Consider the following 25,961-nt stretch of genomic DNA (forward strand, 5'->3'; position numbering starts at 1 on the left):
TACGGCGCGCGCCCGCTGCCGCGTCTCACTCGGGGACCGTGTGCGTGGGCGCGAACATCCGCAGCACCACCGGCAGCACCACCACCGAAGGACCCGGCGCGGCAAGGGCCTTCGCCAGATCCTCCGCGAGCGTCTCGGGGCTCGTCCGTACCCCCGGCACTCCGAACGACTCCGCCAGCGCCACGAAGTCCGGTCGGGTCAGCTCCGTCCCCGTCGTCGCGCCGAACGAGTCCGTCATGTACTCGCGGAGGATGCCGTAGCCGCCGTCGTCGACGATCAGCCAGGTGACGTTCAGGTCGTACTGCCGGGCGGTGGCCAGCTCGGCAACGGAGTACAGCGCCCCGCCGTCGCCGGAGACCGCGAGGACGGGGGACGTGGGGTCGGCGACGGCCGCGCCGAGGGCCGCCGGGAAGGCGTAGCCGAGACCGCCGGAACCCTGCGCGGAGTGCATGGTGTTGGCGCCCCGCGGATCGAACGCCGACCACGCCCAGTACGCGAGGATCGTCATGTCCCAGAAGGAGGGCGCCCGGGACGGCAGGGCCCGCCGGACGGACGCCAACAGGTCCTGTTCCAGGGTGAGTTCCTGAGCGTCGATGCGTGCGCGGACCTTCGCCAGCACCTCCCGCACCCGCTCGGGCGCCGACGCGTCCTCGCGGGGCTCCTCGATCGTCTCCAGCAGGGCCTGCAGCGCCAGGCGCGCGTCGGCGTGGATACCCAGCGCGGGGTGGTTGGACTCCAGCTTGCCGAGGTCCGCCTCGATCTGGACGACCCGGCCGCGGGGCTTGAACGTGTGGTAGTTCGAGGAGAGTTCGCCGAGCCCCGAGCCGACGACCAGCAGGACGTCCGCGTCCTCCAGGAAGTCCGTGGTGTGCCGGTCCTCCAGCCACGACTGGAGCGACAGCGGATGCGTCCACGGGAAGGCGCCCTTGCCGCCGAACGTGGTCACGACCGGCGCCGACAGCCGCTCCGCCAGCTGCCGCAGCTTGCCCGCCGCGTCCGCCCGTACGACTCCCCCGCCCGCGATGATCGCCGGACGGGCGGCGGACGACAGCAGATGCGCCGCCACGGCCGTCAGTTCGGGGCGCGGGGGGAGTTCCTCGGGGAAGGCGTCGGCGCCCGTCACCACCGGGAGCGTCGTCTCGGCGAGCAGCACGTCCTGCGGGATCTCCACCCACACCGGGCCGTGCGGCGCGGTCAGCGCCGACTCCCAGGCGGCGGCGATCGCGGACGGGATCTGGGACTGCGTACGGACGGTGTGCACGGACTTGACGACGCCCCGGAACGAGGCCGACTGGTCCGGGAGTTCGTGCAGATAGCCGTGGCGGCCGCCGCCCAGGCCCGCCGTCGGGACCTGGCTGCTGATGGCGAGGACGGGCGCCGAGGCCGCGGCGGCCTCCTGGAGCGCGGCCAGCGAGGTCAGCGCGCCCGGCCCCGTCGACAGCAGCAGCGGGGCGGCCTCACCGGAGATCCTGCCGTACGCGTCCGCCGCGAAGCCCGCGTTGTTCTCCACGCGCAGGCCCACGTACCGCAGGTCGGAGCGGCGCAGCGCGTCGAACAGGCCGAGGGCGTGCTGGCCGGGCAGCCCGAACACCGTCGTCGCGCCGAGCCCGGCCAGCGTCTCCACGACCAGGTCCCCGCCGTGGCGGCCGGGCGGGGGGTTCAGCGCGGCCTCCCGCTGGGCGGCCGTCGGGCGGAGTACGAGGTCGTGGTCGTGGGTCACTGCGCTGCCTTCTCCTCGTGGTCCCGGTCGCGGATCACCCGGCCGGGTTCCCCTTGCGGGCCTCGGCGATCTGGCGGGACATGATCGTGGTGAGTTCGTACGCCGTGTGCGAGGCGGCCACCGCGGTGATCTCGGCGTGATCGTACGCGGGCGCCACCTCGACGACGTCGGCGGAGACCAGGTTGCAGGACGCCAGGCCGCGCAGGATCTCCAGGAGCTCCCGCGAGGTCATGCCGCCCGCCTCCGGGGTGCCGGTGCCGGGCGCGTGCGCCGGGTCCAGGCAGTCGATGTCGATGGAGATGTACAGCGGGCGGTCACCGATGCGCTGGCGCAGCTGGTCGGCGACCTCGTCCGCGCCGCGCCGGTAGATGTCGGCGGACGTGACGATCCCGAAGCCCATCTTCTCGTCGTCGGTGAGGTCCTGCTTGCCGTACAGCGGGCCGCGGGTACCCACGTGGGACAGGGCCGAGGTGTCGAGGATGCCCTCCTCCACGGCCCGCCGGAACGGGGTGCCGTGGGTGTACTCGGCGCCGAAGTAGGTGTCCCAGGTGTCGAGGTGCGCGTCGAAGTGGAGCAGCGCGACCGGGCCGTGCTTCCTGGCGACCGAGCGGAGCAGCGGCAGCGCGATCGTGTGGTCGCCGCCGAGGGTCATCAGCCGGGCCCCGCTGTCGAGCAGCTCGTCGGCGGCCGCCTCGACGGTCTCCACGGCCTCGTTGATGTTGAACGGGTTGGCGGCGATGTCACCGGCGTCCGCGACCTGGGCGAGGGCGAAGGGCGAGGCGTCCTGGGCGGGGTTGTAGGGGCGCAGCAGCCGGGACGCCTCACGGATGGCGTTGCCGCCGAAGCGGGCGCCCGGCCGGTAGGAGACACCCGAGTCGAACGGCACGCCCACGACCGCGACGTCGGTCCGTCCGCCGACCTCGTCCAGGCGCGGCAGCCGGGCGAAGGTCGCGGGACCGGCGTACCGGGGGATGCGGGAGGAGTCGACGGGACCGCGGGGCTGGCCGCCGGCTGCCGGGTTCTCGTTGCTGCTCATGGTGCGTGCTCTCCAGGAGGTGGATGCCGGTACGGGCGTGGGTGCGGATGCGCGCGGGTGCGTGCCTCGACAGTAGGTCGCCGGGAAGCGGCTGCGAAGTGTACGTTTCATCCAGTGGAGCCGTTCCGGATGGAGGGAACGCACATCATGTCGGACGCGGCGGCCCCGGCCGTGCCGCCCACCCCTCCCGTGCCCCTCTCCGCCCTCCTCGCCCGGGAGGACCTGGGGCTGCGGCAGATCGCGGGCCCGGCGGGCAGCGGCACGGTGATCCACGGGGCGCACACCTCGGAGATGTCCGACCCCTATCCGTATCTGCTCGGCGGTGAGCTGCTGCTGACGGCGGGCGTCCACATCCCGGAGGCGGCCGGGTCCGGCAGCTACTTCGACGACTACGTCTCCCGGATCGTCGCGGCGGGCGGCGCCGCCCTCGGCTTCGGCCTCGCCCCGGTCCACGACACGGTCCCGAGAGCCCTGGTGTCCGCCTGCGACACCCACGGGCTGCCCCTGGTCGAAGTGCCGCCCCGCACGACCTTCTCCGGGGTCGCCCGAGCGGTCTGGCAGCTGATGGCCCAGGCGAGACACGCCGAACTCCGCCGCGTCACGGAGGCCCAGCAGAGCCTCGCGGCAGCCGCGTCCCGCCCGGACCCGGTCCGGGCGGTCCTGCGCCGGCTGGCCCAGCGCACCGGGGGCCGGGCGGTCCTGTACGGCCCGGAGGGCACAGAAGTGGCGGCCTTCGGACGCGTACCGGAAGCCGCGGAACCGGCGACCTCGGACCGCGATCCTGAGGAGACGGTCGCCCAGGCCCTGGCCGCCCTGGCAGCCGTCGTACACCCCGGCGCCGAAAGGGGCGCGGGGAACCGCGCGACAAGCCACTCCGCCCCCGCGGGCGCCCCGGCACGGCAATCGCCCGAGCTGTCCCCGTGCACCACCACCCCCACCCCCGCCCCGACCTCCGCCACGGACACCGTCGACGGCACCCACCTCGCCGCCTACGCCCTCGGCTCACCACCCCGCTTCACCCTCGCCGTGGCCACCCCCGACCGCTCCCCAGGCACCCACACCATCACCTCCGTCGCCGCCGTACTCCTCTCCCTCCTCACCGGCGAACAGCAGAGCGGCACCGGCGCGGCACGCGTGTCCGCACTGGTACGGCTGCTGCTCGGGGCGGCACCGCGGGACGTCGCGCCCCTGCTGGGCGGAGCCGACGAGTGGCTGGTCGTGCACGCCCGCCCCGCCGACGACGCCCAGCAACCCGACACCCTGATGGCCACCGCGCTCGGCGCGGCCCTCGGCTCCGCCCTGGCGGACGCCCACGGCGACGTCGTACGCGTCCTGGTCCCCGCCGGCCGTGAGGTCACCGCCCAGCCGGGCTGGACGTGCGGGGTGAGCGCGCCGGCGGCCCCGGACGGGTGGCCTTCCGCGGACGCGCAGGCCGCCCGTGCGCTGGCCCGGGCACGGGCCACCCGGACCGCGCTGGTGCGGCACGGGGCCCGCACCGCGCTCACCGATCTCGTACCGGCCGAGGAGGCCACCGCCCATGCCCGCGCGCTGCTGGCGCCGCTCGCCGGCTCCCCCGCGCTCGTGGAGACGCTGCGCGTCTGGCTGTCGCTGCACGGCAGTTGGGACCGTACGGCCGTCGCGCTCGCCGTGCACCGCAACACGGTCCGTCAGCGCGTCGGCCGCTGCGCGGCGTTGCTGGGGGCGGACCTGGACGACCCGGACGTACGGATGGAGTTGTGGTTCGCTCTGCGCCAGGAGTGAACCGCGACCGGGAGCGGCCGGCCGACGGGGAGTGACGCGGGTCGCAGCGAACGGTACGCCCGCGACTGGCGCAGTTGTCTGCCTCACAATGGACGCATGCCGATACCCGGGACCCCCAGCCGCGCCGAGCTCGTCGAACATCTCGTAAGGACGCGTATCGCGGGCGACGTCGCCACGCCGCGCGAGAACAACCTCTCCCACTACCGCGAACTGGCCAACGGCAACCGCCACTACTGGCTCGGCCTGGAGCTCGGCGACCGCTGGAGCGACGAGCAGGACGTGCTGGCCGTGATGGCCGAGCGCGTCGGCGTGAACGACGACCCCGGGTACCGCTACGGCCAGGACACCATCGACCCGGATCTGACGGTCGACGCGCTGGAGCGGATGGCGGCCCGGCTGCGCAAGGCGGCGGAGGGCGGGCAGCGCGTCCTGTTCGCCACCGGCCACCCCGGCGGCCTGCTGCATGTGCACCACGAGACGGCGCGGGCGCTGCGCGCGGTGGGCTGCGAGATCGTCGTGATCCCGGACGGGCTCCAGACGGACGAGGGGTACGTGATGCAGTTCGCGGACGTCGCCGTCCTCGAACACGGCGCCACGCTCTGGCACACCCACTCGCCCGAACCGATGCGGGCCATCCTGCGGGGACTGGAGGGGGCCGGCCGGCCGCTGCCCGATCTGGTGGTCGCCGACCACGGCTGGGCGGGCTGCGCGGGCCAGCTCGGCATCGACTCCGTGGGCTACGCGGACTGCAACGACCCGGCCCTCTTCCTCGGTGAGGCCGAGGGCACCCTCCAGGTCGCGGTCCCGCTCGACGACCACGTGGTCAGCCCGCGCTACTACGACCCCATGACGGCGTACCTGCTGGAGCAGGCGGGGCTGGCGGAGGGCTAGGCCCTGCCGGCGGAGGGCGGACGGGGCCGGTGCGGAGGGCGGCCCCCCGGCCTCAGGGCGCCTTCGGCCGCGGCACGCGGACGACGCCCTCCTGGATCACGGAGATCGCGAGCCGGCCGTCCCGGGTGTAGATGCGGCCCTGGCCGAGGCCGCGGCCGGCCGACGCGGACGGTGACTCCTGGTCGTACAGGAGCCATTCGTCGGCGCGGAACGGCCGGTGGAACCACATGGCGTGGTCGAGCGAGGCGCCGACGACGTCGCCGACGGCCCAGCCGCCCCGTCCGTGCGCGAGCAGGATGGAGTCGAGGAGCGTCATGTCGGAGACGTAGGTGGCGAGCACGACGTGCAGCAGGGGATCGTCGTCGAGCTTGCCGTTGGCCCGGAACCACACCTGGGAGCGGGGTTCGCGGGGCTCGCCGTAGCGTCCGTAGGGCGGGTCGTCGACATGGCGCAGGTCGACGGCGGCCCGGGCCTCCAGCATCTTCTCGACGACGGCCGGGTCGAGGCCGTACGCCGGGAGCCGTTCCTCGGCGGTGGGCAGGGTCTCCGGGTCGGGAGCGGACGGCATCGGGGCCTGGTGTTCGAGGCCTTCCTCCAGCCGCTGGAACGACGCCGACAGGGCGAAGATGGGCTGCCCGTGCTGGACGGCGACGACCCGGCGCGCGGTGAACGAACGGCCGTCGTTCATCCGGTCGACCGTGTAGACGATGGGCGCGCCGGGGTCGCCGGTGCGCAGGAAGTACGCGTGGAGGGAGTGGGGCAGCCGGTCCGCCGGGACCGTCCGCCCCGCGGCGACGAGTGCCTGTGCCGCGACCTGCCCGCCGAAGACGCGCGGGACGATGGCGGGCCTGGACCGGCCGCGGAAGATGTTCTCCTCGATCTGCTCCAGGTCGAGCAGATCGAGGAGATCCTGAAGTGGTGCCTGACTCATGAGGTCAGTTGTACTGGACAGTAATTTCCGGGACCTTACAGACCCATGTCCTTCGCGATGATCGACTTCATGATCTCGCTGGTGCCGCCGTAGATGCGGTTGACGCGGTTGTCCGCGTACAGGCGGGCGATCGGGTACTCGTTCATGAAGCCGTAGCCGCCGTGCAGCTGGAGGCAGCGGTCGATGACGCGGTGCGCGACCTCGGTGGTGAACAGCTTGGCGCTGGCGGCCTCGGCCGGGGTCAGCTCACCGGCGTCGAGGGCCTCCGTGGCGCGGTCGACGACGGCCTCGGCGGCGTCCACCTCGGCCTGGCAGGCGGCCAGCTCGAACTTGGTGTTCTGGAAGGCGGCGACGGGCTGGCCGAACACGACGCGCTCCTGCACGTACTGCTTGGCGAACCGGATCGCGGCCTTGGCCTGCGCGTAGGCGCCGTAGGCGATGCCCCAGCGCTCCGAGGCGAGGTTGTGGCCGAGGTAGTAGAAGCCCTTGTTCTCCTCGCCGAGGAGGTCCTCGACGGGGACCTTGACGTCGACGAAGGCCAGCTCGGCGGTGTCGGAGGTCTTCAGGCCGAGCTTGTCCAGCTTGCGGCCGACCGAGTAGCCCTCGGCCTTGGTGTCCACGACGAAGAGGGAGATGCCGTGGCGGCGGTCCTCCTTGGTCGGGGCGGCGGTGCGGGCGCACACGATCATGCGGTCGGCGTGCACACCGCCGGTGATGAAGGTCTTGGCGCCGTTGAGGACGTAGTGCGTGCCGTCCTCGCTGAGCTTGGCGGTGGTCCGCATGCCCGCGAGGTCGGAGCCGGTGCCCGGCTCGGTCATCGCGATCGCCCACATCTCCTCGCCGGAGACGAACTTGGGCAGGTACCGCTTCTTCTGCTCGTCGTTGGCGAGCATCTTGATGTACGGCAGGCCGAGCAGCACGTGCACGCCGGAGCCGCCGAAGGTGATGCCGGCGCGGGCGGTCTCCTCGTAGAGCACGGCCTCGAACTTGTACGAGTCGATGCCGGCGCCGCCGTACTCCTCGTCCACGCGGATGCCGAAGACGCCCAGCTCGGCGAGCTTGTAGTAGAAGTCGCGCGGCGCCTGGCCCGCGGCCAGCCACTCGTCGTAGACGGGGACGACCTCGGCCTCGATGAAGGCACGCAGGGTCTCCCGGAACGCCTCGTGATCCTCGTTGAACACCGTACGGCGCACGGCCGACCCCTTTCTGCGCCCGAACCGGCGCCACTCTCACCCACATGGCTGCAAGCCGGCGGAGTCCAGGGCGCACGACCCGGCTCCGGTTGTCTAAGCGCTTGCTCAGAGCAACCGTACCGGCGAGTACGAACAGCCGTCCAGAGAGGGAGGGGCGTAACGCTCGTCACGCCTGGCCCGGGCACGGGACATCCACGTCACCGTCGAGGACACCGCCCGGCCCGGCGCCGATGCACCACCTGCCGCGCGGCGCCCGCCGGGACGCCGACACCGTCCGCGCGGCGACCGCTTCCGGAGAAGCGGGCGCCCGGCATCTCGTTCTCCCCGATGAACCCGGCTCGCGACCCGCCGCACCAGCATGGCCGGAAGCGGTGCGACTCAGCAGAGTAGGCCTCGCCACGGGCGCCGTTCCTCCGTACCGGCGCCCGTCGACGGTTCGCTCATCCCTCGCCGCTCGCCGCCGCGAAGGCACCCCGGGCCATCCGGTGCAGGAGTTCCGCCGTGGCCGCGCGGCCCGGCAGGGAACCCGGGCGGCCCAGATGGGGGGTCGAGTTCAGGAGGCCGAAGACGGAGTGGACGGCGGAGCGGGCGGCGGGCTCGGCGAGGGCGGGGTAGACCTCGCGGAGCACCTCGACCCACAGCTCGACGTACTGCCGCTGGAGCTGGCGCACGAGCTTGCGGTCGCTGTCGCGGAGGCGGTCCAGCTCACGGTCGTGCAGGGTGATGAGGGGACGGTCGTCGAGGGCGAAGTCGATGTGCCCCTCGATGAGCGAGTCGAGCACCGCCTCGGAGTCCCGCCGGCCTCCACCTCCGTCCACCCGCACCACCACGGCACCCCCGGCGGCCGACGCGCCACCGGCACCACCCGCCGCCGCAGCGCCACCAGCGCCACCGGCACCACCCGCCGCCGCAGCGCCACCAGCGCCATCGGCACCACCCGCCGCCGCAGCGCCACCAGCGCCACCCGCCGCCGCGGTGCCACCACCGCCGCCGGCGCCCCTGCCGCGCTCGGCACCCCCGGCACCCCCGGCACCCCCGGCGCTCCGGGCACCCCAGACGCCCCTCGCGCTCCCCGCCGAGCCGTCCGCCTCGGCGATCCTGCGCTTCGCGCCGGTCAGCAGCCGGCCGCTGATGCCGACCAGGAGCTCCGCGAGCATCGCGTCCTTGCCGGCGAAGTGGCGGTAGAGGCCGGGGCCGCTGATGCCCACGGCGGCGCCTATCTCGTCGACGCCGACACCGTGGAAGCCGCGCTCGGCGAAGAGCCGGGCGGCCTCCTTGAGGATCTGCTCGCGACGGGTGGGGGCGTCGGTTCTGGTGGCCATGAGCCAATTCTAGACAGGGAGGTTAGCGGTCGTTAACCTGGGGGAAATGCGTTAACGCTCATTAACCAAGGTGAGGGGACCGCACGATGGACCAGGCACCGGAGCTCACGACCGCGGTGGAACCCGCGGCGGAGTCCTTTCGGGCCAATGAGGCCGCGCACCGCGCCCTCGGCGAGGAGCTGCGCGCCAAGATGGCCGCAGCCCGCCTCGGCGGAGGCGAGCGGGCGCGCGCCCGGCACACGGCGCGCGGCAAGCTGCTGCCCAGGGACCGGGTCGACACCCTCCTGGACCCGGGCTCGCCCTTCCTGGAGCTGGCCCCCCTCGCCGCCGACGGCATGTACGACGGGCAGGCGCCGGCGGCCGGGGTGATCGCGGGGATCGGCCGGGTCAGCGGCCGCGAGTGCGTCGTCGTCGCCAACGACGCGACCGTCAAGGGCGGCACGTACTACCCGATGACGGTGAAGAAGCACCTGCGCGCCCAGGAGGTGGCGCTGGAGAACCGTCTCCCCTGTGTCTATCTCGTCGACTCCGGCGGGGCCTTCCTGCCCATGCAGGACGAGGTCTTCCCCGACCGCGAGCACTTCGGCCGGATCTTCTACAACCAGGCCCGGATGTCGGGCGCGGGCATCCCGCAGATCGCGGCCGTCCTCGGCTCGTGCACGGCGGGCGGCGCGTACGTCCCGGCCATGAGCGACGAGGCCGTGATCGTCCGGGGCCAGGGCACGATCTTCCTCGGCGGCCCGCCGCTGGTGAAGGCCGCCACCGGCGAGGTCGTCACCGCGGAGGAGCTCGGCGGCGGCGAGGTCCACTCCCGGGTCTCGGGGGTCACCGACCACCTCGCCGAGGACGACGCGCACGCCCTGCGGATCGTGCGGACGATCGTCTCCACCCTCCCCTCGCGGGGCCCGCTCCCCTGGCGGGTCGAGCCGGCCGTCGAACCCAAGGTGGACCCGTACACGCTGTACGGGGCGGTGCCGGTCGACTCCCGCACCCCCTACGACGTGCGCGAGGTCATCGCGCGCGTGGTCGACGGCTCGCGCTTCGCCGAGTTCAAGGCCGAGTTCGGGCAGACCCTCGTCACCGGCTTCGCCCGGATCCACGGCCACCCGGTGGGCATCGTCGCCAACAACGGCATCCTGTTCTCGGAGTCGGCCCAGAAGGGCGCCCACTTCATCGAGCTGTGCGACCAGCGCGGCATCCCGCTGGTGTTCCTGCAGAACATCTCCGGCTTCATGGTCGGCCGGGACTACGAGGCCGGCGGCATCGCCAAGCACGGCGCCAAGATGGTGACGGCGGTGGCCTGCACCCGCGTTCCCAAGCTGACGGTCGTCATCGGCGGCTCGTACGGCGCGGGCAACTACTCGATGTGCGGCCGGGCGTACTCGCCGCGCTTCCTGTGGATGTGGCCGGGGGCCAAGATCTCGGTGATGGGCGGCGAGCAGGCCGCGTCGGTCCTGGCGACGGTGAAGCGGGATCAGATGGAGGCGCGGGGCGAGCAGTGGCCGCTGGAGGACGAGGAGTCCTTCAAGGACCCGATCCGCGCCCAGTACGAGCGCCAGGGGAACGCCTACTACGCCACCGCCCGCCTCTGGGACGACGGCGTGATCGACCCGCTGGACACCCGCCAGGTGCTGGGCCTCGCCCTGACCGCCTGCGCCAACGCGCCCCTGGGGGACCCCCAGTTCGGCGTCTTCCGGATGTGAGGGGGCTGTGAACGTGAGCATGTTCGACACGGCGCTGGTGGCCAACCGCGGCGAGATCGCCGTCCGTGTCATCCGCACCCTCCGCGCCCTCGGCGTCCGCTCGGTCGCGGTGTACTCCGACGCGGACACCGACGCCCGGCACGTACGGGAGGCCGACACGGCGGTACGGATCGGTCCGGCGCCGGCGGCGGAGAGCTATCTGTCGGTGGAGCGCCTGCTGGAGGCGGCGGCCCGCACGGGCGCGCAGGCGGTGCACCCGGGGTACGGCTTCCTCGCGGAGAACGCCGAGTTCGCTCGGGCGTGCGCGGCGGCGGGCCTGGTCTTCATCGGGCCGCCCGCCGACGCCATCTCCCTCATGGGGGACAAGATCCGCGCCAAGGAGACGGTCCGGGCGGCCGGGGTGCCGGTGGTGCCCGGCTCCAGCGGCAGCGGTCTGGGCGACGCCGAGCTCGCCGCCGCCGCGCGGGAGATCGGCATGCCGGTACTGCTGAAGCCCAGCGCGGGCGGCGGCGGCAAGGGCATGCGGCTGGTGCGGGACGAGGGCGTGCTGGCCGACGAGATCGCCGCCGCCCGCCGCGAGGCCCGCGCCTCCTTCGGCGACGACACCCTCCTCGTGGAGCGGTGGATCGACCGCCCCCGGCACATCGAGATCCAGGTCCTGGCCGACAACCACGGGCACGTGATCCACCTCGGGGAGCGCGAGTGCTCCCTCCAGCGGCGCCACCAGAAGATCATCGAGGAGGCGCCCAGCGTCCTGCTCGACGAGTCCACCCGTGCCGCGATGGGCGAGGCGGCGGTCCAGGCGGCCCGTTCCTGCGGCTACTCCGGCGCGGGCACGGTGGAGTTCATCGTCCCCGGCGGCGATCCGTCGTCGTACTACTTCATGGAGATGAACACCCGCCTCCAGGTGGAGCACCCGGTGACCGAGCTGGTCACGGGTGTCGACCTGGTCGAGTGGCAGCTGCGGGTCGCGGCGGGCGAGCGGCTGGCCCTCGCCCAGGACGACGTCCGGCTGACGGGCCACGCCGTCGAGGCCCGGATCTGCGCCGAGGACCCCTCACGTGGCTTCCTCCCCTCCGGCGGCACGATCCTCAGGCTGCGTGAACCGCAGGGCGACGGCGTCCGCACGGACTCCGGCCTGACCGAGGGCACGGAGGTCGGCTCGCTGTACGACCCGATGCTCTCCAAGGTCATCGCGTACGGCCCCGACCGGCCCACCGCGCTGCGCCGGCTCCGGGCCGCCCTCGCCGGGACGGTCACCCTGGGCGTCCAGACGAACGCCGGGTTCCTGCGCCGGCTGCTGGCGCATCCGGCGGTGGTCGCGGGCGAGCTGGACACGGGCCTGGTCGAGCGGGAGGTCGACGGGCTCGTACCGGACGGGGTCCCCGAGGCCGTGTACGAAGCGGCGGCCGCCGTCCGGCTCGACGGGCTGAGCCCGCGTGGAGAGGGCTGGACGGACCCCTTCTCGGTGCCGAACGGCTGGCGCCTGGGCGGTGAACCCGTTCCCCCGGCCTTCCACCTGCGGGTGCCGGGGCTCGATCCCGTCACCCACCGCCCGCTGGGCACCCGCACGGTCACCGACGACCGGGTCTGCGTGACCCTGGACGGCGTCCGCCACACCTTCCACCACGCCGCCGACTGGCTCGGCCGTGACGGCGACGCCTGGCACGTACGGGACCACGACCCGGTGGCCGCCGTCCTCACCGGCGGGGCGCACGCGGGCGCGGACTCGCTGACGGCGCCGATGCCCGGCACGGTCACCGTGGTGAAGGTCGCCGTCGGGGACGAGGTGAGCGCGGGCCAGAGTCTGCTGGTGGTGGAGGCGATGAAGATGGAGCACGTCATCTCCGCGCCGCACGCCGGGACCGTCACCGAGCTGGACGTGGCACCGGGCACGACCGTCGCCATGGACCAGGTGCTCGCGGTCGTCGCCCCGCACGAGTCCGACGAGGAGGCGGCGCGATGAGCTCACCGGACAGCACCGGGGCGGCCGCAGGGGGTTCCGTCCTCGGCCTGCCGATGACCGTTCCGGCACCGGCCGCCGACGGGCTCCCGGCGCGGGTGCGCATCCACGAGGTCGGCGCCCGCGACGGCCTGCAGAACGAGAAGGCGACCGTCCCGACGGAGGTGAAGGCCGAGTTCGTCCGCCGGCTGGCCGACGCGGGGCTGACGACGATCGAGGCCACGAGCTTCGTGCACCCCAAGTGGGTGCCGCAGCTCGCCGACGCCGAGGCGCTGTTCCCGCAGGTCGCCGGTCTCCCCGTGGACCTGCCGGTCCTGGTGCCCAACGAGCGCGGCCTCGACCGGGCCCTGGCGCTGGGCGCCCGCCGGGTGGCCGTCTTCGCCAGCGCCACCGAGTCCTTCGCCAAGGCCAACCTGAACCGCACGGTCGACGAGGCGCTGGCCATGTTCGACCCGGTGGTGTCCCGGGCGAAGGCCGACGGCGTACATGTGCGGGGCTATCTCTCCATGTGCTTCGGCGACCCCTGGGAGGGGCCCGTCGCCGTGCCGCAGGTCGTCCGGGTCTGCCGGGCCCTGATCGACATGGGCTGCGACGAGCTGAGCCTCGGCGACACCATCGGCGTCGCCACCCCGGGCCATGTGCAGGCGCTGCTCACCGCGCTGAACGAGGCGGGCATGCCCGCCCCGGCCCTCGGTGTCCACTTCCACGACACCTACGGCCAGGCCCTCGCCAACACTCTCGCGGCGCTGCGGCACGGCGTCACGACGGTCGACGCGTCGGCGGGCGGCCTCGGCGGCTGCCCCTACGCGAAGAGCGCCACCGGCAACCTCGCCACGGAAGACCTCGTGTGGATGCTGCGGGGCCTCGGCATCGACACCGGTGTCGACCTCGGCCGTCTCGTCGCCACCAGCGCGTGGATGGCCGACCACCTGGGCCGGCCCAGCCCGTCCCGCACCGTACGAGCCCTCTCCCACAAGGAGCAGTGAGATTTCATGGACCACCACCTCTCTGACGAACTCGAAGAACTCCGCCGCACGGTCGAGGAGTTCGCGCACGAGGTCGTCGCGCCCAAAATCGGCGACTTCTACGAGCGCCATGAGTTCCCGTACGAGATCGTGCGCGAGATGGGCCGGATGGGGCTGTTCGGGCTGCCGTTCCCGGAGGAGTACGGCGGCATGGGCGGTGACTATCTGGCGCTGGGTGTCGCGCTGGAGGAGCTGGCGCGGGTGGACTCGTCCGTGGCCATCACGCTGGAAGCGGGTGTCTCCCTGGGCGCCATGCCGATCCATCTGTTCGGCACACGGGCCCAGAAGGAGGAGTGGCTGCCCCGGCTGTGCTCGGGGGAGATACTGGGCGCGTTCGGCCTCACCGAACCGGACGGCGGCTCGGACGCGGGCGCGACCCGCACGACGGCCCGGCTGGACGAGGACACGAACGAGTGGGTGATCAACGGCAGCAAGTGCTTCATCACCAACTCCGGCACCGACATCACGGGACTCGTCACGGTCACGGCGGTGACCGGCCGCACCCCTGAGGGCAAGCCGCTGATCTCCTCGATCATCGTCCCGTCCGGCACCCCGGGCTTCACGGTGGCGGCCCCCTACTCGAAGGTCGGCTGGAACGCCTCCGACACCCGTGAACTGTCCTTCTCCGACGTCCGGGTCCCGGCAGAGAACCTCCTCGGCGAACTCGGCCGCGGCTACGCCCAGTTCCTGCGCATCCTCGACGAGGGCCGGATCGCCATCTCGGCGCTCGCCACGGGTCTCGCCCAGGGCTGTGTCGACGAGTCGGTGAAGTACGCCAAGGAGCGCCACGCCTTCGGCCGGCCGATCGGCTCCAACCAGGCGATCCAGTTCAAGATCGCCGACATGGAGATGAAGGCCCACACGGCCCGGCTCGCGTGGCGTGACGCCGCTTCGCGGCTGGTCGCCGGGGAGCCCTTCAAGAAGGAGGCGGCCCTGGCGAAGCTCTACTCCTCCACGGTCGCCGTCGACAACGCCCGCGACGCCACGCAGATCCACGGCGGCTACGGCTTCATGAACGAGTATCCGGTGGCCCGCATGTGGCGCGACTCCAAGATCCTGGAGATCGGCGAGGGCACGAGTGAGGTCCAGCGCATGCTGATCGCCCGGGAGTTGGGGCTGGTGGGCTGACACCGCGGTATCGCGGAGGCCGGATTCGTTCTTCACGGATCCGGCCTTCCGCTGCGTGGGGGTGCTCGGCAGACACGAGCGCTCCCTCAACAGGCCTGCCTCGGGCGGCTGTTGGGGCCAGCCCCCGCCGACCCCCCTCGATGAGACCTTCGCAACGGCGAGGCCACCCACCGGTTCGCACTCTTTCAGCACTCGGTGAAGAAGTCCGGCCTTCGATTCACAGAAAACTCAAGGAGCGACGCACATCCGGGTGCGGGTACTCCAGGAGCAGACCCCACCCCCTGGACAAGTAGTGAGGTTAGGCTAACCTACCTTCGAACTCACCCTCGGGCGGCCATCCGCCCCGTTCGAAAGTAGCCATACTCATGCCCAACGCCAGAGCCGCTCACCTCACCCGCCGTGGCATCCTCGCCGCCGGTGGCGCCCTCGGCCTCGGTGCCGTGCTCGCCGCCTGCGGAGACGAGAACACGAGCAGCGGCGCCGGCTCCGGCAAGGAGACGGCGGCCGCGAAGTCGGGCCCCTGGACCTTCAAGGACGACCGCGACAAGACCGTCAAGCTCGACAGGACCCCGGCGAACATCGTCGCGTTCGTGGGCGTCGCCGCCGCGCTGCACGACTACGGCATCGGCGTGAAGGGCGTCTTCGGCCCGACCAAGACGCAGGACGGCAAGGCCGACGTCCAGGCCGGCGACCTCGACATCAGCAAGGTCACCATCATCGGCAACGTCTGGGACGAGTTCAGCGTCGAGAAGTACGCGGCCCTCTCCCCCGACGTCCTCATCACCACGATGTTCGACGACGCGGGCACCCTCTGGTACGTGCCCGAGTCCTCCAAGGAGAAGATCACGGGGCTCGCTCAGAGCGTCGGTATCTCCGTGTACGACCGCCAGATGACCGAGCCGCTCCAGCGGGTCTACGAGCTGGCCAGGTCGCTCGGCGCGGACGTCGAGTCCGAGAAGGTCACCGCCGCGAAGAAGCGGTTCGAGGACGCCGCCGCCCGGCTGCGCGCGGCCACCAAGGCCAACCCGGACATCAAGGTGCTGGCCGGTTCCGCCAGCCAGGACATCTTCTACGTGTCCGGCTCGAACCTCTCCATCGACCTGGAGTACTTCAAGGCCCTCGGCGTGAACTTCGTCGAGCCGAGCGCCAAGGCGCTGAAGGCCAGCGGCGGCTGGTTCGAGAACCTCAGCTGGGAGAACGTCGACAAGTACGCCGCGGACGTCATCATCATGGACAACCGCACGTCGGCGATCCAGCCGGACGCGATCGAAGAGGCGACCTGGAAGAAGCTGCCCGCGGTCAAGGCCGGGCAGGTCATCGGGCGCAACCCCGAGCCGATCCTGTCCTACGACAAGTGCGCGCCGCTCCTGGAGGAGCTGGCCGAGGCGATCGAGAAGGCCAAGAAGGTCAGCTGACCGCCGTACTCGACCGCGGGTCGTGTGTGGCTGGTCGCGCAGTTCCCCGCGCCCCTCGGTCGTGTCCGCAAACTCCCGCCTGCGCCGCGGCGCCTGCCCTCCGGGCGGACGACGGGATTTTCGACACCGCCTTGGGTTTCCCGGCCTGCCCCCTCCCGTTGTGCCCCGTCCCTGATTCCGGAGCCCCGCCATGACGACGGCCGTAGCCGCGCCCTTCCGTTTCTTCTCTCTCCAGGTCGTGCGGACGGAGCGGCTGGGGCCGTCTCTCGTGCGCGTCTCCTTCGCGGGGGAGGACCTGCGGTTCTTCCTGTCGGACGGGAGGGACCAGTCGCTGTCGTTGTTCCTGCCGCAGCCGGGGCAGGACGCGCCGGTCGTGCCGTACGAGTTGGGCGACGGGTGGTGGCGGGCGTGGCGGGAGCTGCCGGACGGCGTGCGGGCGGTGATGCGCTCGTACACCCTGCGGGGGCTGCGGACCGACGCGCGCGGCGACACCGTCGAGATCGACCTCGACTTCGTGCTGCACGGGGTCGAGCCGGGGGCCGCCGTGCCCGCCGGGCCCGCGTCACGGTGGGCGTCGACGGCGCGCGCCGGTGACCGGGTCGTGCTGCTCGGGCCCGCGATCGCCGACAACCGGGCGATCCGGTTCCGGCCGCCGGCGGACACCGACCTGGTGGTGCTCTGGGGGGACGAGACGGCGCTGCCCGCCGCCTCCGCGATCCTGGAGTCGCTGCCGGCGGGGACGCCGGCGCGGGTCTGGCTGGAGGTCCACCACGCGGGGGACATCCAGGACCTGGCCACCGAGGCCGACGCCGAGATCACCTGGCTGGTGCGGAGCGAGGGCGCGCCGCCCGGGCTCGACGCCGTCCGGGCCGCCCCGCTGCCGCCCAGCGCGTTTCCGTACGCCTGGATCGCCGGGGAGTCCGGCCGGGTCAGGCAGCTGCGCCGCCATCTCGTGCGGGAGCGGGGAATCGACAAGCGGCGCGTGACCTTCGTCGGGTACTGGCGTGAGGGCCTGACGGAGGAACAGCTGCGGGAACGCGGCGAGTAGCCCCTTCGCACCAACTGCCCCTGGCGCAGGCGTGACTGGCGTGATGACAGTCACGGTTGAGGCATGGCTTCACCCAGATAAATTAGGTTAGCCTTACCTAAATCGACGGGGGATCCCATCGCCCCTCACCTCCCCGTCCCACCCGGACCGCCCCCCGCTCGGAGGACCTCCCCATGCGCTCGCACCTGCTCAATGACACGACCGCGGAGCGGTACCGCCGCACCGTGACCGAAGGCGTGGAGCGGGTGGCGGCCAAACTCGCCACCACCGACCGGCCGTTCACCGGTGTCACCGTCGACGCCCTCGCTCCCGCCATCGAGAGGATCGACCTCGACAAGCCGCTGCACGACACGGCCGCGGTCCTCGACGAACTCGAGGAGGTCTACCTCCGGGACGCGATCTACTTCCACCACCCCCGCTACCTAGCCCACCTCAACTGCCCGGTCGTCATCCCGGCCGTGCTCGGCGAGGCCGTCCTCTCCGCCGTCAACTCCTCGCTGGACACCTGGGACCAGTCGGCGGGCGGCACCCTGATCGAGCGCAAACTCATCGACTGGACCAACGAGCGCGTCGGCTTCGGCCCCGCCGCCGACGGCGTGTTCACCTCCGGCGGCTCACAGTCCAACCTCCAGGCGCTGCTCCTCGCCCGCGAGGAGGCCAAGACCGACGACGCCGGCAAACTGCGGATCCTCGCCTCCGAGGTAAGCCACTTCAGCGTCAAGAAGTCGGCGAAACTGCTGGGCCTCGGGCAGGACGCGGTCGTCTCCGTCCCGGTCGACGCCGACAAGCGGATGCAGACCATGGCGCTCGCCCGTGAGCTGGAGCGCTGCAAGGCCGAGGGCCTCGTCCCCATGGCCGTCGTCGCCACCGCCGGCACCACCGACTTCGGATCCATCGACCCGCTGCCCGAGATGGCCGAGCTGTGCGCCCAGTACGGGACGTGGATGCACGTCGACGCCGCCTACGGCTGCGGTCTGCTCGTCTCCCTCAAGCGCCGGGCTCTGCTCGACGGGATCGAGCGCGCCGACTCGGTCACCGTCGACTACCACAAGTCCTTCTTCCAGCCGGTGAGTTCCTCCGCCGTCCTGGTCCGGGACGGCGCCACCCTGCGCCACGCCACGTACCACGCGGAGTACCTCAACCCGCGTCGCATGGTGACCGAGCGCATCCCCAACCAGGTCGACAAGTCCCTCCAGACCACGCGCCGCTTCGACGCGCTGAAGCTGTGGATGACGCTGCGCACGATGGGCGCCGCCGGCGTCGGCCGGCTCTTCGACGAGGTCTGCGACCTGGCGGAGGAGGGCTGGAAAATGCTCGCCGCCGACCCCCGCTACGACGTGGTCGTGGAGCCCCGGCTGTCCACGCTGGTCTACCGCTACATCCCCGAGGCCGTCACCGACCCGGCCGAGATCGACCGCGCCAACCTGTACGCCCGCAAGGCCCTGTTCGCCTCCGGCGACGCCGTGGTCGCGGGCACCAAGGTGGGCGGTCGCCACTACCTGAAGTTCACTCTGCTCAACCCCGAGACCACGACGGCCGACATCGCCGCCGTCCTCGACCTGATCGCCGGCCACGCCGAGCAGTACCTGGGAGAATCCCTTGACCGCGTCGCTTCCTGAATCCGCCGTGCACCTCCACGACTTCATCGGCATCGGACTGGGGCCCTTCAACCTCGGTCTCGCCTGCCTCACCGAGCCCATCGCCGAGCTCGACGGGATCTTCCTGGACGCGAAGCCGGCCTTCGAGTGGCACTCGGGGATGTTCCTCGACGGCGCCCACCTCCAGACCCCGTTCATGTCGGACCTGGTCACCCTCGCCGACCCGACGTCGCCGTACTCCTTCCTCAACTACCTGAAGGAGTCCGGCCGGCTGTACTCGTTCTACATCCGCGAGAACTTCTACCCCCTGCGGGTCGAGTACGACGACTACTGCCGCTGGGCCGCGAACCGGCTGAGCAACGTCCGCTTCAGCACGACGGTCACCGAGGTGACGTACGAGGACGAGGTGTACGTCGTGCGGACGGCCGACGGTGACGTCCTGCGCGCCCGCCGGCTGGTCCTCGGCACCGGCACCGTCCCCTACCTCCCCGAGGCCTGCGAGGACCTGGGCGGCGACTTCTTCCACACCGCCCAGTACAAGCACCGCAAGACGGAGCTGCAGAAGAAGAAGTCGATCACGATCGTCGGCAGCGGCCAGAGCGCCGCGGAGATCTACTACGAGCTGCTCTCCGAGATCGACGTCCACGGTTACCGGCTCAACTGGGTGACGCGCTCCCCGCGCTTCTTCCCGCTGGAGTACACCAAGCTGACGCTGGAGATGACGTCCCCGGACTACGTCGACTACTTCCGCGCGCTGCCAGAGGAGACCCGCTACCGGCTGGAGAAGCAGCAGAAGGGCCTGTTCAAGGGCATCAACTCGGAGCTGATCGACTCCATCTTCGACCTGCTCTACCAGAAGAACGTGACCGCCGGCGGCCGCCCGGTCCCCACCCGGCTGCTCACCAACTCGTCCCTGAACAGCGCCACCTACCAGGACGGCCGGTACACGCTCGGCTTCCGCCAGGACGAGCAGGGCAAGGACTTCGAGATCGAGACCGAGGGCCTGGTCCTGGCCACCGGCTACCACTACCGGCCCCCGGCGTTCCTCGCCCCGGTCCGCGACCGGCTCGTCTTCGACGGCCACGGCCGCTTCGACGTGGCCCGCAACTACGCCATCGACACCACCGGCCGCGGGATCTTCCTCCAGAACGCGGGCGTCCACACCCACAGCGTCACCTCGCCCGACCTGGGCATGGGCCCCTACCGCAACGCGTCCATCATCCGCGAGCTGCTGGGCACCGAGTACTACCCGGTCGAGAAGACCGTCGCCTTCCAGGAGTTCGCGGTATGACCTTCACCTTCCGTCCCCTGGACCCGCTGAAGGACGCCGAGCTGCTGCACGGCTGGGTCACGCACCCCAAGGCGGCCTACTGGATGATGCAGGACGCCCGGCCGGAGGACGTCGAGCGCGCCTACCTGGAGATCGCGGCCGACCCGCACCACCACGCCCTGCTGGGCCTCCGCGCCGGCGAACCCGCTTTCCTCATGGAGAAGTACGACCCCGCCCACCGCGAGCTGGTGGGCCTGTACGAGCCCGAGCCCGGCGATGTCGGCATGCACTTCCTGGTGCCGCCGACGGACACCCCCGTGCACGGGTTCACCCGGTCCGTGATCACCGCCGTGATGGCGCATCTCTTCGAGGACCCGGCCACCCGCCGTGTCGTCGTCGAGCCGGACGTGTCCAACACGGCGGTGCACGCGCTCAACGCGTTCGTCGGTTTCGTCCCCGACCGCGAGATCGACAAGCCGGAGAAGCGCGCGCTGCTCAGCTTCTGCACGCGGGAGCAGTTCCTCGCCAGTCACCGCCTCGCCGCCCGAGGAGTCCCCGTATGACCCTGTCCGATGCCGTGGCGCATCTGTCCCCCCACCGCTGGGCACGGGCCAACCGCCTGCTCGTCCGCAAGGCCCTCGCCGAGTTCGCCCATGAGCGGCTGATCACGCCCGAGGCCACCGCCGACGGCCGCTTCGAGGTGCGCAGCGACGACGGTCTGACCCGCTACGGGTTCACCGCGAAGCGCTACGCCCTCGACCACTGGCAGGTCGACGCCGACTCGATCTCCCGTCATCGGGACGGCGTCGACCTCCCCCTCGCCGCCCTGGACTTCTTCATCGAGCTGAAGGGGTCCCTGGGGCTGAGCGACGAGATCCTCCCGGTCTATCTGGAGGAGATCTCCTCCACTCTCTCCGGCACCTGCTACAAGCTGACCAAGCCGCAGACCCCGGTCGCCGAGCTGGTGGACGCCGGCTTCCAGGCCATCGAGACCGGGATGACGGAGGGGCACCCCTGCTTCGTCGCCAACAACGGCCGCCTCGGCTTCGGCGTCCACGAGTACCTGGCGTACGCGCCGGAGACGGCGAACCCGGTCCGCCTGGTCTGGCTGGCCGCGCACCGCTCCCGGGCGGCGTTCACCGCGGGCGTGGGCATCGAGTACGAGGCGTTCCTGCGGGACGAGCTGGGCGCGGATACGGTCGCCCGTTTCACCTCCGTCCTCACCGACCTCGAGCTGGACCCGGCCGACTACCTGTTCATCCCGGTCCACCCCTGGCAGTGGTGGAACAAGCTCTCCGTCACCTTCGCCGCCGAGGTCGCCCAGCAGAACCTGGTGCTGCTCGGTGAGGGCGACGACGAGTACCTCGCCCAGCAGTCGATCCGTACGTTCTTCAACCGGTCCCGTCCCGAGAAGCACTACGTGAAGACGGCCCTGTCCGTCCTCAACATGGGCTTCATGCGGGGCCTGTCGGCGGCGTACATGGAGGCGACCCCGGCGATCAACGACTGGCTGGCCGGGCTGATCGAGAACGACCCGGTGCTGAAGTCGACGGGTCTGTCGATCATCCGGGAGCGCGCCGCCGTCGGCTACCGGCACCTGGAGTACGAGGCCGCCACCGACCGGTACTCCCCGTACCGCAAGATGCTGGCCGCGCTGTGGCGGGAGAGCCCGGTGTCCGGTCTGCAGGAGGGCGAGTCGCTGGCGACGATGGCCTCCCTGGTCCACGTGGACCACGAGGGCAACGGCTTCGCGGCGGCCCTCATCGAACGCTCGGGCCTGACCCCGACGGAGTGGCTGCGCCGCTACCTGAAGGCGTACCTCACCCCGCTCCTGCACAGCTTCTACGCCTATGACCTGGTCTTCATGCCGCACGGCGAGAACGTCATCCTCGTCCTGAAGGACGGTGTGGTCGAGCGGGCGATCTACAAGGACATCGCCGAGGAGATCGCGGTCATGGACCCACAGGCGGTCCTTCCGCCGGCGGTCGAACGCCTCCGCGTGGACGTCCCCGAGGACAAGAAGCTCCTGTCGATCTTCACGGACGTCTTCGACTGCTTCTTCCGCTTCCTCGCCGCCAACCTGGCCGAGGAGGGCGTGCTGGAGGAGGAGGACTTCTGGCGGACGGTTGCCGGGACGGTCCGCGACTACCAGCACGCGATGCCGGAACTCGCCGACAGGTTCGCCCAGTACGACATGTTCGCCCCCGAGTTCGCGCTGTCCTGCCTCAACCGGCTCCAGCTGCGCGACAACAGGCAGATGGTCGACCTGACGGACCCGGCGGGCGCCCTGCAACTGGTCGGCGACCTGAAGAATCCCGTAGCGGGCCTCTAGGGGGGTGTTGTGGAAGTCCAGTGCGGTGCCCGCGGTGTCCGGTGCGTGGCCTCGGCGTGCCGGACGAAGGCCCTCGTAGCGGCGCTACGTGGGTCTTTGGCCGGTGCGGCGAGGGTGCGTGCCGGGCGCCGCGGGTGCTGTGCGGGACTTCCACAACACCCCCCTAGCCCCGGCACACACCCCAAGAGCAGACGGGCACCTCGGAGTACGGTCCTCCGAGGTGCCCGTCGCGTTGCGTCGAGCATGCAGGTGCGGCTGAGTGGGGGCTGGTCGCGCAGTTCCCCGCGCCCCTTTTGCGGCGTGGGTCGGACCCGGGTTTTTCAGGGGCGCGGGGAACTGCGCGAACAACCACACACCACCCGCACCCGCCGACGAGCCCCGACCCCCCGAGCTCTACCGCGCAGGCCAGTCCACCTGCGGCGACCGGTAGTACCCGATCCCGAGCGCCTCCCACCGCGGCCCCTGCAGGGCAAGCCGCACCCGGTAGTCGCCCCAGTCGTGCGTGGACGCCGGCGACCAGCCCAGCTCGGCGACGCCCGGCAGCCTCGGGAACACCATGTGGTCCATGTCGGCCGGCGTCACGATCGTCTCCGTCCACAGCGGCGCCTCGACCCCCCTGATCGCGGAATCCGGCACCCCCGTCAGATAGGCGCCCGGGTCCCAGTCGTACGACCGCCGCACCTCCACATACCCGGCCCAGTCGAGCCCCAGCCGCGTGTCCTTGTCGTACTTCATGTCGAGGTAGATCCGGTCGGCCGGCGAGAGGACGATCCCCGTGCCGTTGCGCGCGGCGGCCGCGACCTGCTCCTTCTCCTTGGGCTTCGTGCCGTCCAGGCCCCAGTACTGGGCGAGGGCGCCGCGCGCCGGGGTCGCGCCGGTGAGCTGGTGCCAGCCGATGACCGTCTTGCCGTACCGGGCGACGACCGGCTGCACCCGGCCCATGAACGTCGCGTAGTCCGCGTGGCTGGTGGAATGCGCCTCGTCGCCGCCGATGTGGAGGTACCGTCCGGGGGTGAGCGCGGCCAGCTCCCGTACGACGTCGTCGACGAAGTCGTACGTCACCTCCTTGCCGACGCACAGCGAGCTGAAGCCGACGTCGGTGCCGGTGTAGAGCGGGGGCGCGACGCCGTCGCAGTTCAGCTCGGCGTAGGAGGCGAGGGCGGCGTTGGTGTGGCCGGGCATGTCGATCTCGGGGACGACCTCCAGGTGGCGGGAGGCCGCGTAGCGGACGATCTCCCGGTAGTGGGCCTTCGTGTAGAACCCGCCGGGGCCGCCGCCGACCTGGGTGGAGCCGCCGTACGCGGCGAGGCGGGGCCAGGAGTCGATCGCGATGCGCCAGCCCTGGTCGTCGGAGAGGTGCAGGTGCAGCTTGTTGAACTTGTACAGCGCCAACTGGTCGATGTACCGCTTGACCTGGTCGACGGTGAAGAAGTGGCGGGAGACGTCCAGCATCGCCCCGCGCCAGGCGTAGCGCGGCACGTCCTCGACGGTGCCGCCCGCGACCGCCCAGGGGCCCGGCTGGACGGAGTCCTTCTCGACCGCCGGGGGCAGCAACTGGCGCAGGGTCTGCACCCCGTGGAAGAGCCCGGCGGCCGTGCGGGCGGTGATCGTGATGCCGGAGGGGCCGCTGCGGAGCCGGTACCCCTCCGTCCCGAGAGCCGTCTCGTGCGCGGCCAGCCGCAGCCGGATGCCGCCTCCTCGGCCCGTCGCGTGGTCCGTCACGGGCAGCCGGTAGCCGGTAGCCGGTCGCAGGAGGCCCGCCAGGTACGCGCCCACCCGGCGTGCGTCGGGGCCGCCGTCCACGACGATCCGCGTACCGCTCGTCAGCAGGTACGGCGTCCCCTGGGCGTCGACCCGGGCGGGGGCCGGGATCACGCGCCCGAGCGGGACCGTGGTGACGTCGGCGTTCTCGGACACGGGCGCGGCTCCCACGGCGAAGATCCCGGACACCACGAGCAGCAGCGCCCCGAGCAGGCGGGTCGATCTGTGGCGCGGTCTCACAACGTGCTCCCTCCCACAACCGAACGGACGACACCACCATCCCCGCAAAGGACCCACTAGGTCTAGACCACCTCGTCCGCTGGCCGGTGGAAGAATCCCCGCATGGCGGAAATCCTCCAGCGGGACGGGACGTGGACCTTCGACGGCGACACCCTGCGGCTCACGCCGGGCCGCGACAAGAGCGTCAGTCTCCTGCGCAAGACACTCGGTGAAGTCTCGGTCCCGCTGGGCGCGTTGGCGGGCATCTCGTTCGAGCAGGGCAGGAAGTCGGGGCGACTGCGCCTCAGGCTGCGCGACGGCTCCGACCCGCTGCTCCAGGTGACGGGCGGCCGGCTCACCGACGGCAACGACCCGTACCAGCTGAGCGTCGACGCCGACCGCTACGGGGTCGCGGAGTACTTCGTGGACGAGATACGCAACGCGCTGCTGCTGGACCAGGTGCCGGCGGACGCGGTGGGCGCGTATCTGCTGCCGGGCCCCGTCGTCCCGCTCTCCGTCTCCGCCGGGGACGGCACGGCGAGCTTCGACGGCGAGCACGTACGCCTGGAGTGGAACTGGAAGACCGAGGACGGGAAGGCGGCGGCCGGGCCCCGGAAGCTGGCGCTGACCGACATCGCGGCCGTGGAGTGGCAGCCCTCGGTGGGCCTGGAGAACGGCTGCCTGCGCTTCACCGTGCGGAACGCGCCGACCAAGGCGCCGCCCAAGTACGACCCCAACTCCGTCGAGCTGTGGGGCTTCAAGAAGGACCCGCTGATGGCCCTGGTCGCGGCGGCCGTACAGGCCCGGCTGCCGCACCCGGCGAGCGCCGACGACCCCCGGCCGGCGCAGCCGGCTCCCGCGGCCGGCGGGGACGACCACGACGCCCTGCTGCGCCGTCTGCGTGAACTGGGCGAGCTGCACAAGTCGGGCGTCCTCACGGACGAGGAGTTCACGATGGCCAAGCAGGCGGTCCTCCGGCGCATGTGACACCCATGAGGGCTGCCCCGTGATCCGCGGTGGATCAGCGCACGGCGTCGCCACGCGGTGCGTCGCAAGGCGGAGGGACGCCCGCACACGGGACGCATGCGGGCGTTCCGGCAACGCGGCGAGGTGCCGTAGCCGGCGTCGTGCGCCCGCAGGGGATGACGGGACCAGCCCTCAGATGACGGACCCAGCCCTCAGGGGGACCGCCCGGGTCGGCGCGGACGCGGGCGCGGGATGCGCCGGGGTGGGCGCGCGGGTAGCCGTGCGCCCCGCCTGCCGCACCCGATGAGCCCCCGAGCCTCCATGCGTGTGCCCGATATCGGGCAGGATTCTTGCGAAACACACTCCCGTACTCCAGGATCTACCGGGTGCACGACGAACTTGTCGATCATCTGACGCGGTCCACGCCCCTGAGCCGGGGCGAGGCGCTGCGTGTGATCCAGGACGTGCTCGCCTACTTCGACGAGACGCCGGAGGATTACGTCCGTCGCCGCCACCGCGAGCTCCAGGCCCAGGGCCTGGTCAACACGGCGATCTTCGAACGGATCGCGGCGGACCTGCAATACCGGGCGGTCGCGCCGCCGGAGCTCACGCTCAGGCAGCTGCGCCGCATCGTCTACGGCTGACGGGACGGCCATGGACCCGGTACACACCGACCGAG

Annotated in this window: 19 protein-coding genes and 2 pseudogenes; 14 read left to right on the forward strand and 7 right to left on the reverse strand. The window is 71.7% G+C overall.

From position 1 onward, the window contains the following. Positions 1-25 precede the first annotated feature (25 nt). Together ACZ43N_RS17210 and speB are read right to left on the reverse strand one after the other, a co-directional pair. Positions 26-1,720: a thiamine pyrophosphate-binding protein gene (locus ACZ43N_RS17210; RefSeq protein WP_468098314.1), complete on the reverse strand. Its 1,695-nt coding sequence runs from the start codon at positions 1,718-1,720 to the stop codon at positions 26-28. Between the two features lie 34 nt (positions 1,721-1,754). Then, positions 1,755-2,756 carry an agmatinase gene (gene speB / locus ACZ43N_RS17215; protein WP_468098316.1) on the reverse strand — a complete coding sequence of 334 codons (1,002 nt, stop codon included), beginning with the start codon at positions 2,754-2,756 and terminating at the stop codon, positions 1,755-1,757. A gap of 129 nt (positions 2,757-2,885) precedes the next feature. Between speB and ACZ43N_RS17220 the strand changes: the two genes are divergently transcribed. Together ACZ43N_RS17220 and ACZ43N_RS17225 are read left to right on the forward strand one after the other, a co-directional pair. After that, positions 2,886-4,517: a helix-turn-helix domain-containing protein gene (locus ACZ43N_RS17220; RefSeq protein WP_468098318.1), complete on the forward strand. Its 1,632-nt coding sequence runs from the start codon at positions 2,886-2,888 to the stop codon at positions 4,515-4,517. Between the two features lie 96 nt (positions 4,518-4,613). Then, positions 4,614-5,408 (forward strand): phosphatase, encoded by a 795-nt coding sequence (locus ACZ43N_RS17225; RefSeq protein ID WP_468098319.1) that lies wholly within the window; start codon positions 4,614-4,616, stop codon positions 5,406-5,408. Between the two features lie 52 nt (positions 5,409-5,460). Here ACZ43N_RS17225 and tesB read toward each other — a convergent pair whose 3' ends face one another. From tesB to ACZ43N_RS17245, 4 genes and pseudogenes are all read right to left on the reverse strand, one after another. Next, positions 5,461-6,339: an acyl-CoA thioesterase II gene (gene tesB / locus ACZ43N_RS17230; protein ID WP_468098320.1), complete on the reverse strand. Its 879-nt coding sequence runs from the start codon at positions 6,337-6,339 to the stop codon at positions 5,461-5,463. Positions 6,340-6,374: 35 nt separating this feature from the next. Beyond that, positions 6,375-7,532, reverse strand: a complete 1,158-nt coding sequence (locus tag ACZ43N_RS17235; RefSeq protein WP_099964685.1) for an acyl-CoA dehydrogenase family protein — start codon at positions 7,530-7,532, stop codon at positions 6,375-6,377. Positions 7,533-7,972: 440 nt separating this feature from the next. Further along, positions 7,973-8,353, reverse strand: a pseudogene (locus ACZ43N_RS17240) (TetR/AcrR family transcriptional regulator); the annotation flags it as partial. Positions 8,354-8,602: 249 nt separating this feature from the next. After that, positions 8,603-8,854: pseudogene (locus ACZ43N_RS17245) on the reverse strand (TetR/AcrR family transcriptional regulator); the annotation flags it as partial. Between the two features lie 86 nt (positions 8,855-8,940). Between ACZ43N_RS17245 and ACZ43N_RS17250 the strand changes: the two are divergent. From ACZ43N_RS17250 to ACZ43N_RS17295, 10 genes are all read left to right on the forward strand, one after another. Continuing rightward, the gene (locus tag ACZ43N_RS17250) at positions 8,941-10,557 is read left to right on the forward strand and encodes a carboxyl transferase domain-containing protein (protein WP_468098322.1); all 1,617 of its coding nucleotides are present in this window, start codon (positions 8,941-8,943) and stop codon (positions 10,555-10,557) included. Between the two features lie 19 nt (positions 10,558-10,576). Then, positions 10,577-12,523, forward strand: a complete 1,947-nt coding sequence (locus ACZ43N_RS17255) for an acetyl/propionyl/methylcrotonyl-CoA carboxylase subunit alpha (RefSeq protein WP_468098617.1) — start codon at positions 10,577-10,579, stop codon at positions 12,521-12,523. Between the two features lie 53 nt (positions 12,524-12,576). Next, on the forward strand, positions 12,577-13,506 hold the full coding sequence (locus ACZ43N_RS17260; protein ID WP_468098619.1) for a hydroxymethylglutaryl-CoA lyase: 930 nt from the start codon (positions 12,577-12,579) through the stop codon (positions 13,504-13,506). Positions 13,507-13,512: 6 nt separating this feature from the next. Continuing rightward, positions 13,513-14,673, forward strand: a complete 1,161-nt coding sequence (locus ACZ43N_RS17265; RefSeq protein ID WP_468098323.1) for an acyl-CoA dehydrogenase family protein — start codon at positions 13,513-13,515, stop codon at positions 14,671-14,673. A gap of 365 nt (positions 14,674-15,038) precedes the next feature. Next, positions 15,039-16,088, forward strand: a complete 1,050-nt coding sequence (locus tag ACZ43N_RS17270) for an ABC transporter substrate-binding protein (protein ID WP_468098324.1) — start codon at positions 15,039-15,041, stop codon at positions 16,086-16,088. A 190-nt stretch (positions 16,089-16,278) separates the two neighbouring features. After that, positions 16,279-17,136, forward strand: a complete 858-nt coding sequence (locus ACZ43N_RS17275; protein ID WP_468098326.1) for a siderophore-interacting protein — start codon at positions 16,279-16,281, stop codon at positions 17,134-17,136. Between the two features lie 173 nt (positions 17,137-17,309). After that, the gene (desA, locus tag ACZ43N_RS17280) at positions 17,310-18,755 is read left to right on the forward strand and encodes a lysine decarboxylase DesA (protein WP_468098327.1); all 1,446 of its coding nucleotides are present in this window, start codon (positions 17,310-17,312) and stop codon (positions 18,753-18,755) included. Continuing rightward, entirely contained in the window at positions 18,736-20,025 is a 1,290-nt protein-coding gene (locus ACZ43N_RS17285; protein WP_468098329.1) for a lysine N(6)-hydroxylase/L-ornithine N(5)-oxygenase family protein, read from the forward strand. Before desA ends, ACZ43N_RS17285 begins: the two co-directional genes overlap by 20 nt. Beyond that, positions 20,022-20,567 (forward strand): GNAT family N-acetyltransferase, encoded by a 546-nt coding sequence (locus tag ACZ43N_RS17290; protein ID WP_468098330.1) that lies wholly within the window; start codon positions 20,022-20,024, stop codon positions 20,565-20,567. The genes ACZ43N_RS17285 and ACZ43N_RS17290 overlap by 4 nt, the downstream gene beginning before the upstream one ends. Further along, complete coding sequence (locus ACZ43N_RS17295) at positions 20,564-22,336, forward strand: IucA/IucC family protein (protein ID WP_468098332.1); 1,773 nt, start codon at positions 20,564-20,566, stop codon at positions 22,334-22,336. Before ACZ43N_RS17290 ends, ACZ43N_RS17295 begins: the two co-directional genes overlap by 4 nt. Before the next feature lie 393 nt (positions 22,337-22,729). Here ACZ43N_RS17295 and ACZ43N_RS17300 read toward each other — a convergent pair whose 3' ends face one another. After that, positions 22,730-24,337: a beta-N-acetylhexosaminidase gene (locus ACZ43N_RS17300; protein ID WP_468098333.1), complete on the reverse strand. Its 1,608-nt coding sequence runs from the start codon at positions 24,335-24,337 to the stop codon at positions 22,730-22,732. A gap of 102 nt (positions 24,338-24,439) precedes the next feature. Here ACZ43N_RS17300 and ACZ43N_RS17305 point away from each other — a divergent pair, with 102 nt between their 5' ends. Next, positions 24,440-25,303, forward strand: coding sequence for a DUF4429 domain-containing protein (locus ACZ43N_RS17305; protein WP_468098334.1), 864 nt, complete (start codon positions 24,440-24,442; stop codon positions 25,301-25,303). Positions 25,304-25,668: 365 nt separating this feature from the next. Then, positions 25,669-25,926, forward strand: a complete 258-nt coding sequence (locus tag ACZ43N_RS17310) for a hypothetical protein (RefSeq protein ID WP_468098620.1) — start codon at positions 25,669-25,671, stop codon at positions 25,924-25,926. Positions 25,927-25,961: the final 35 nt, after the last annotated feature.

The organism is Streptomyces sp. NPDC030814 (genome assembly GCF_055572155.1).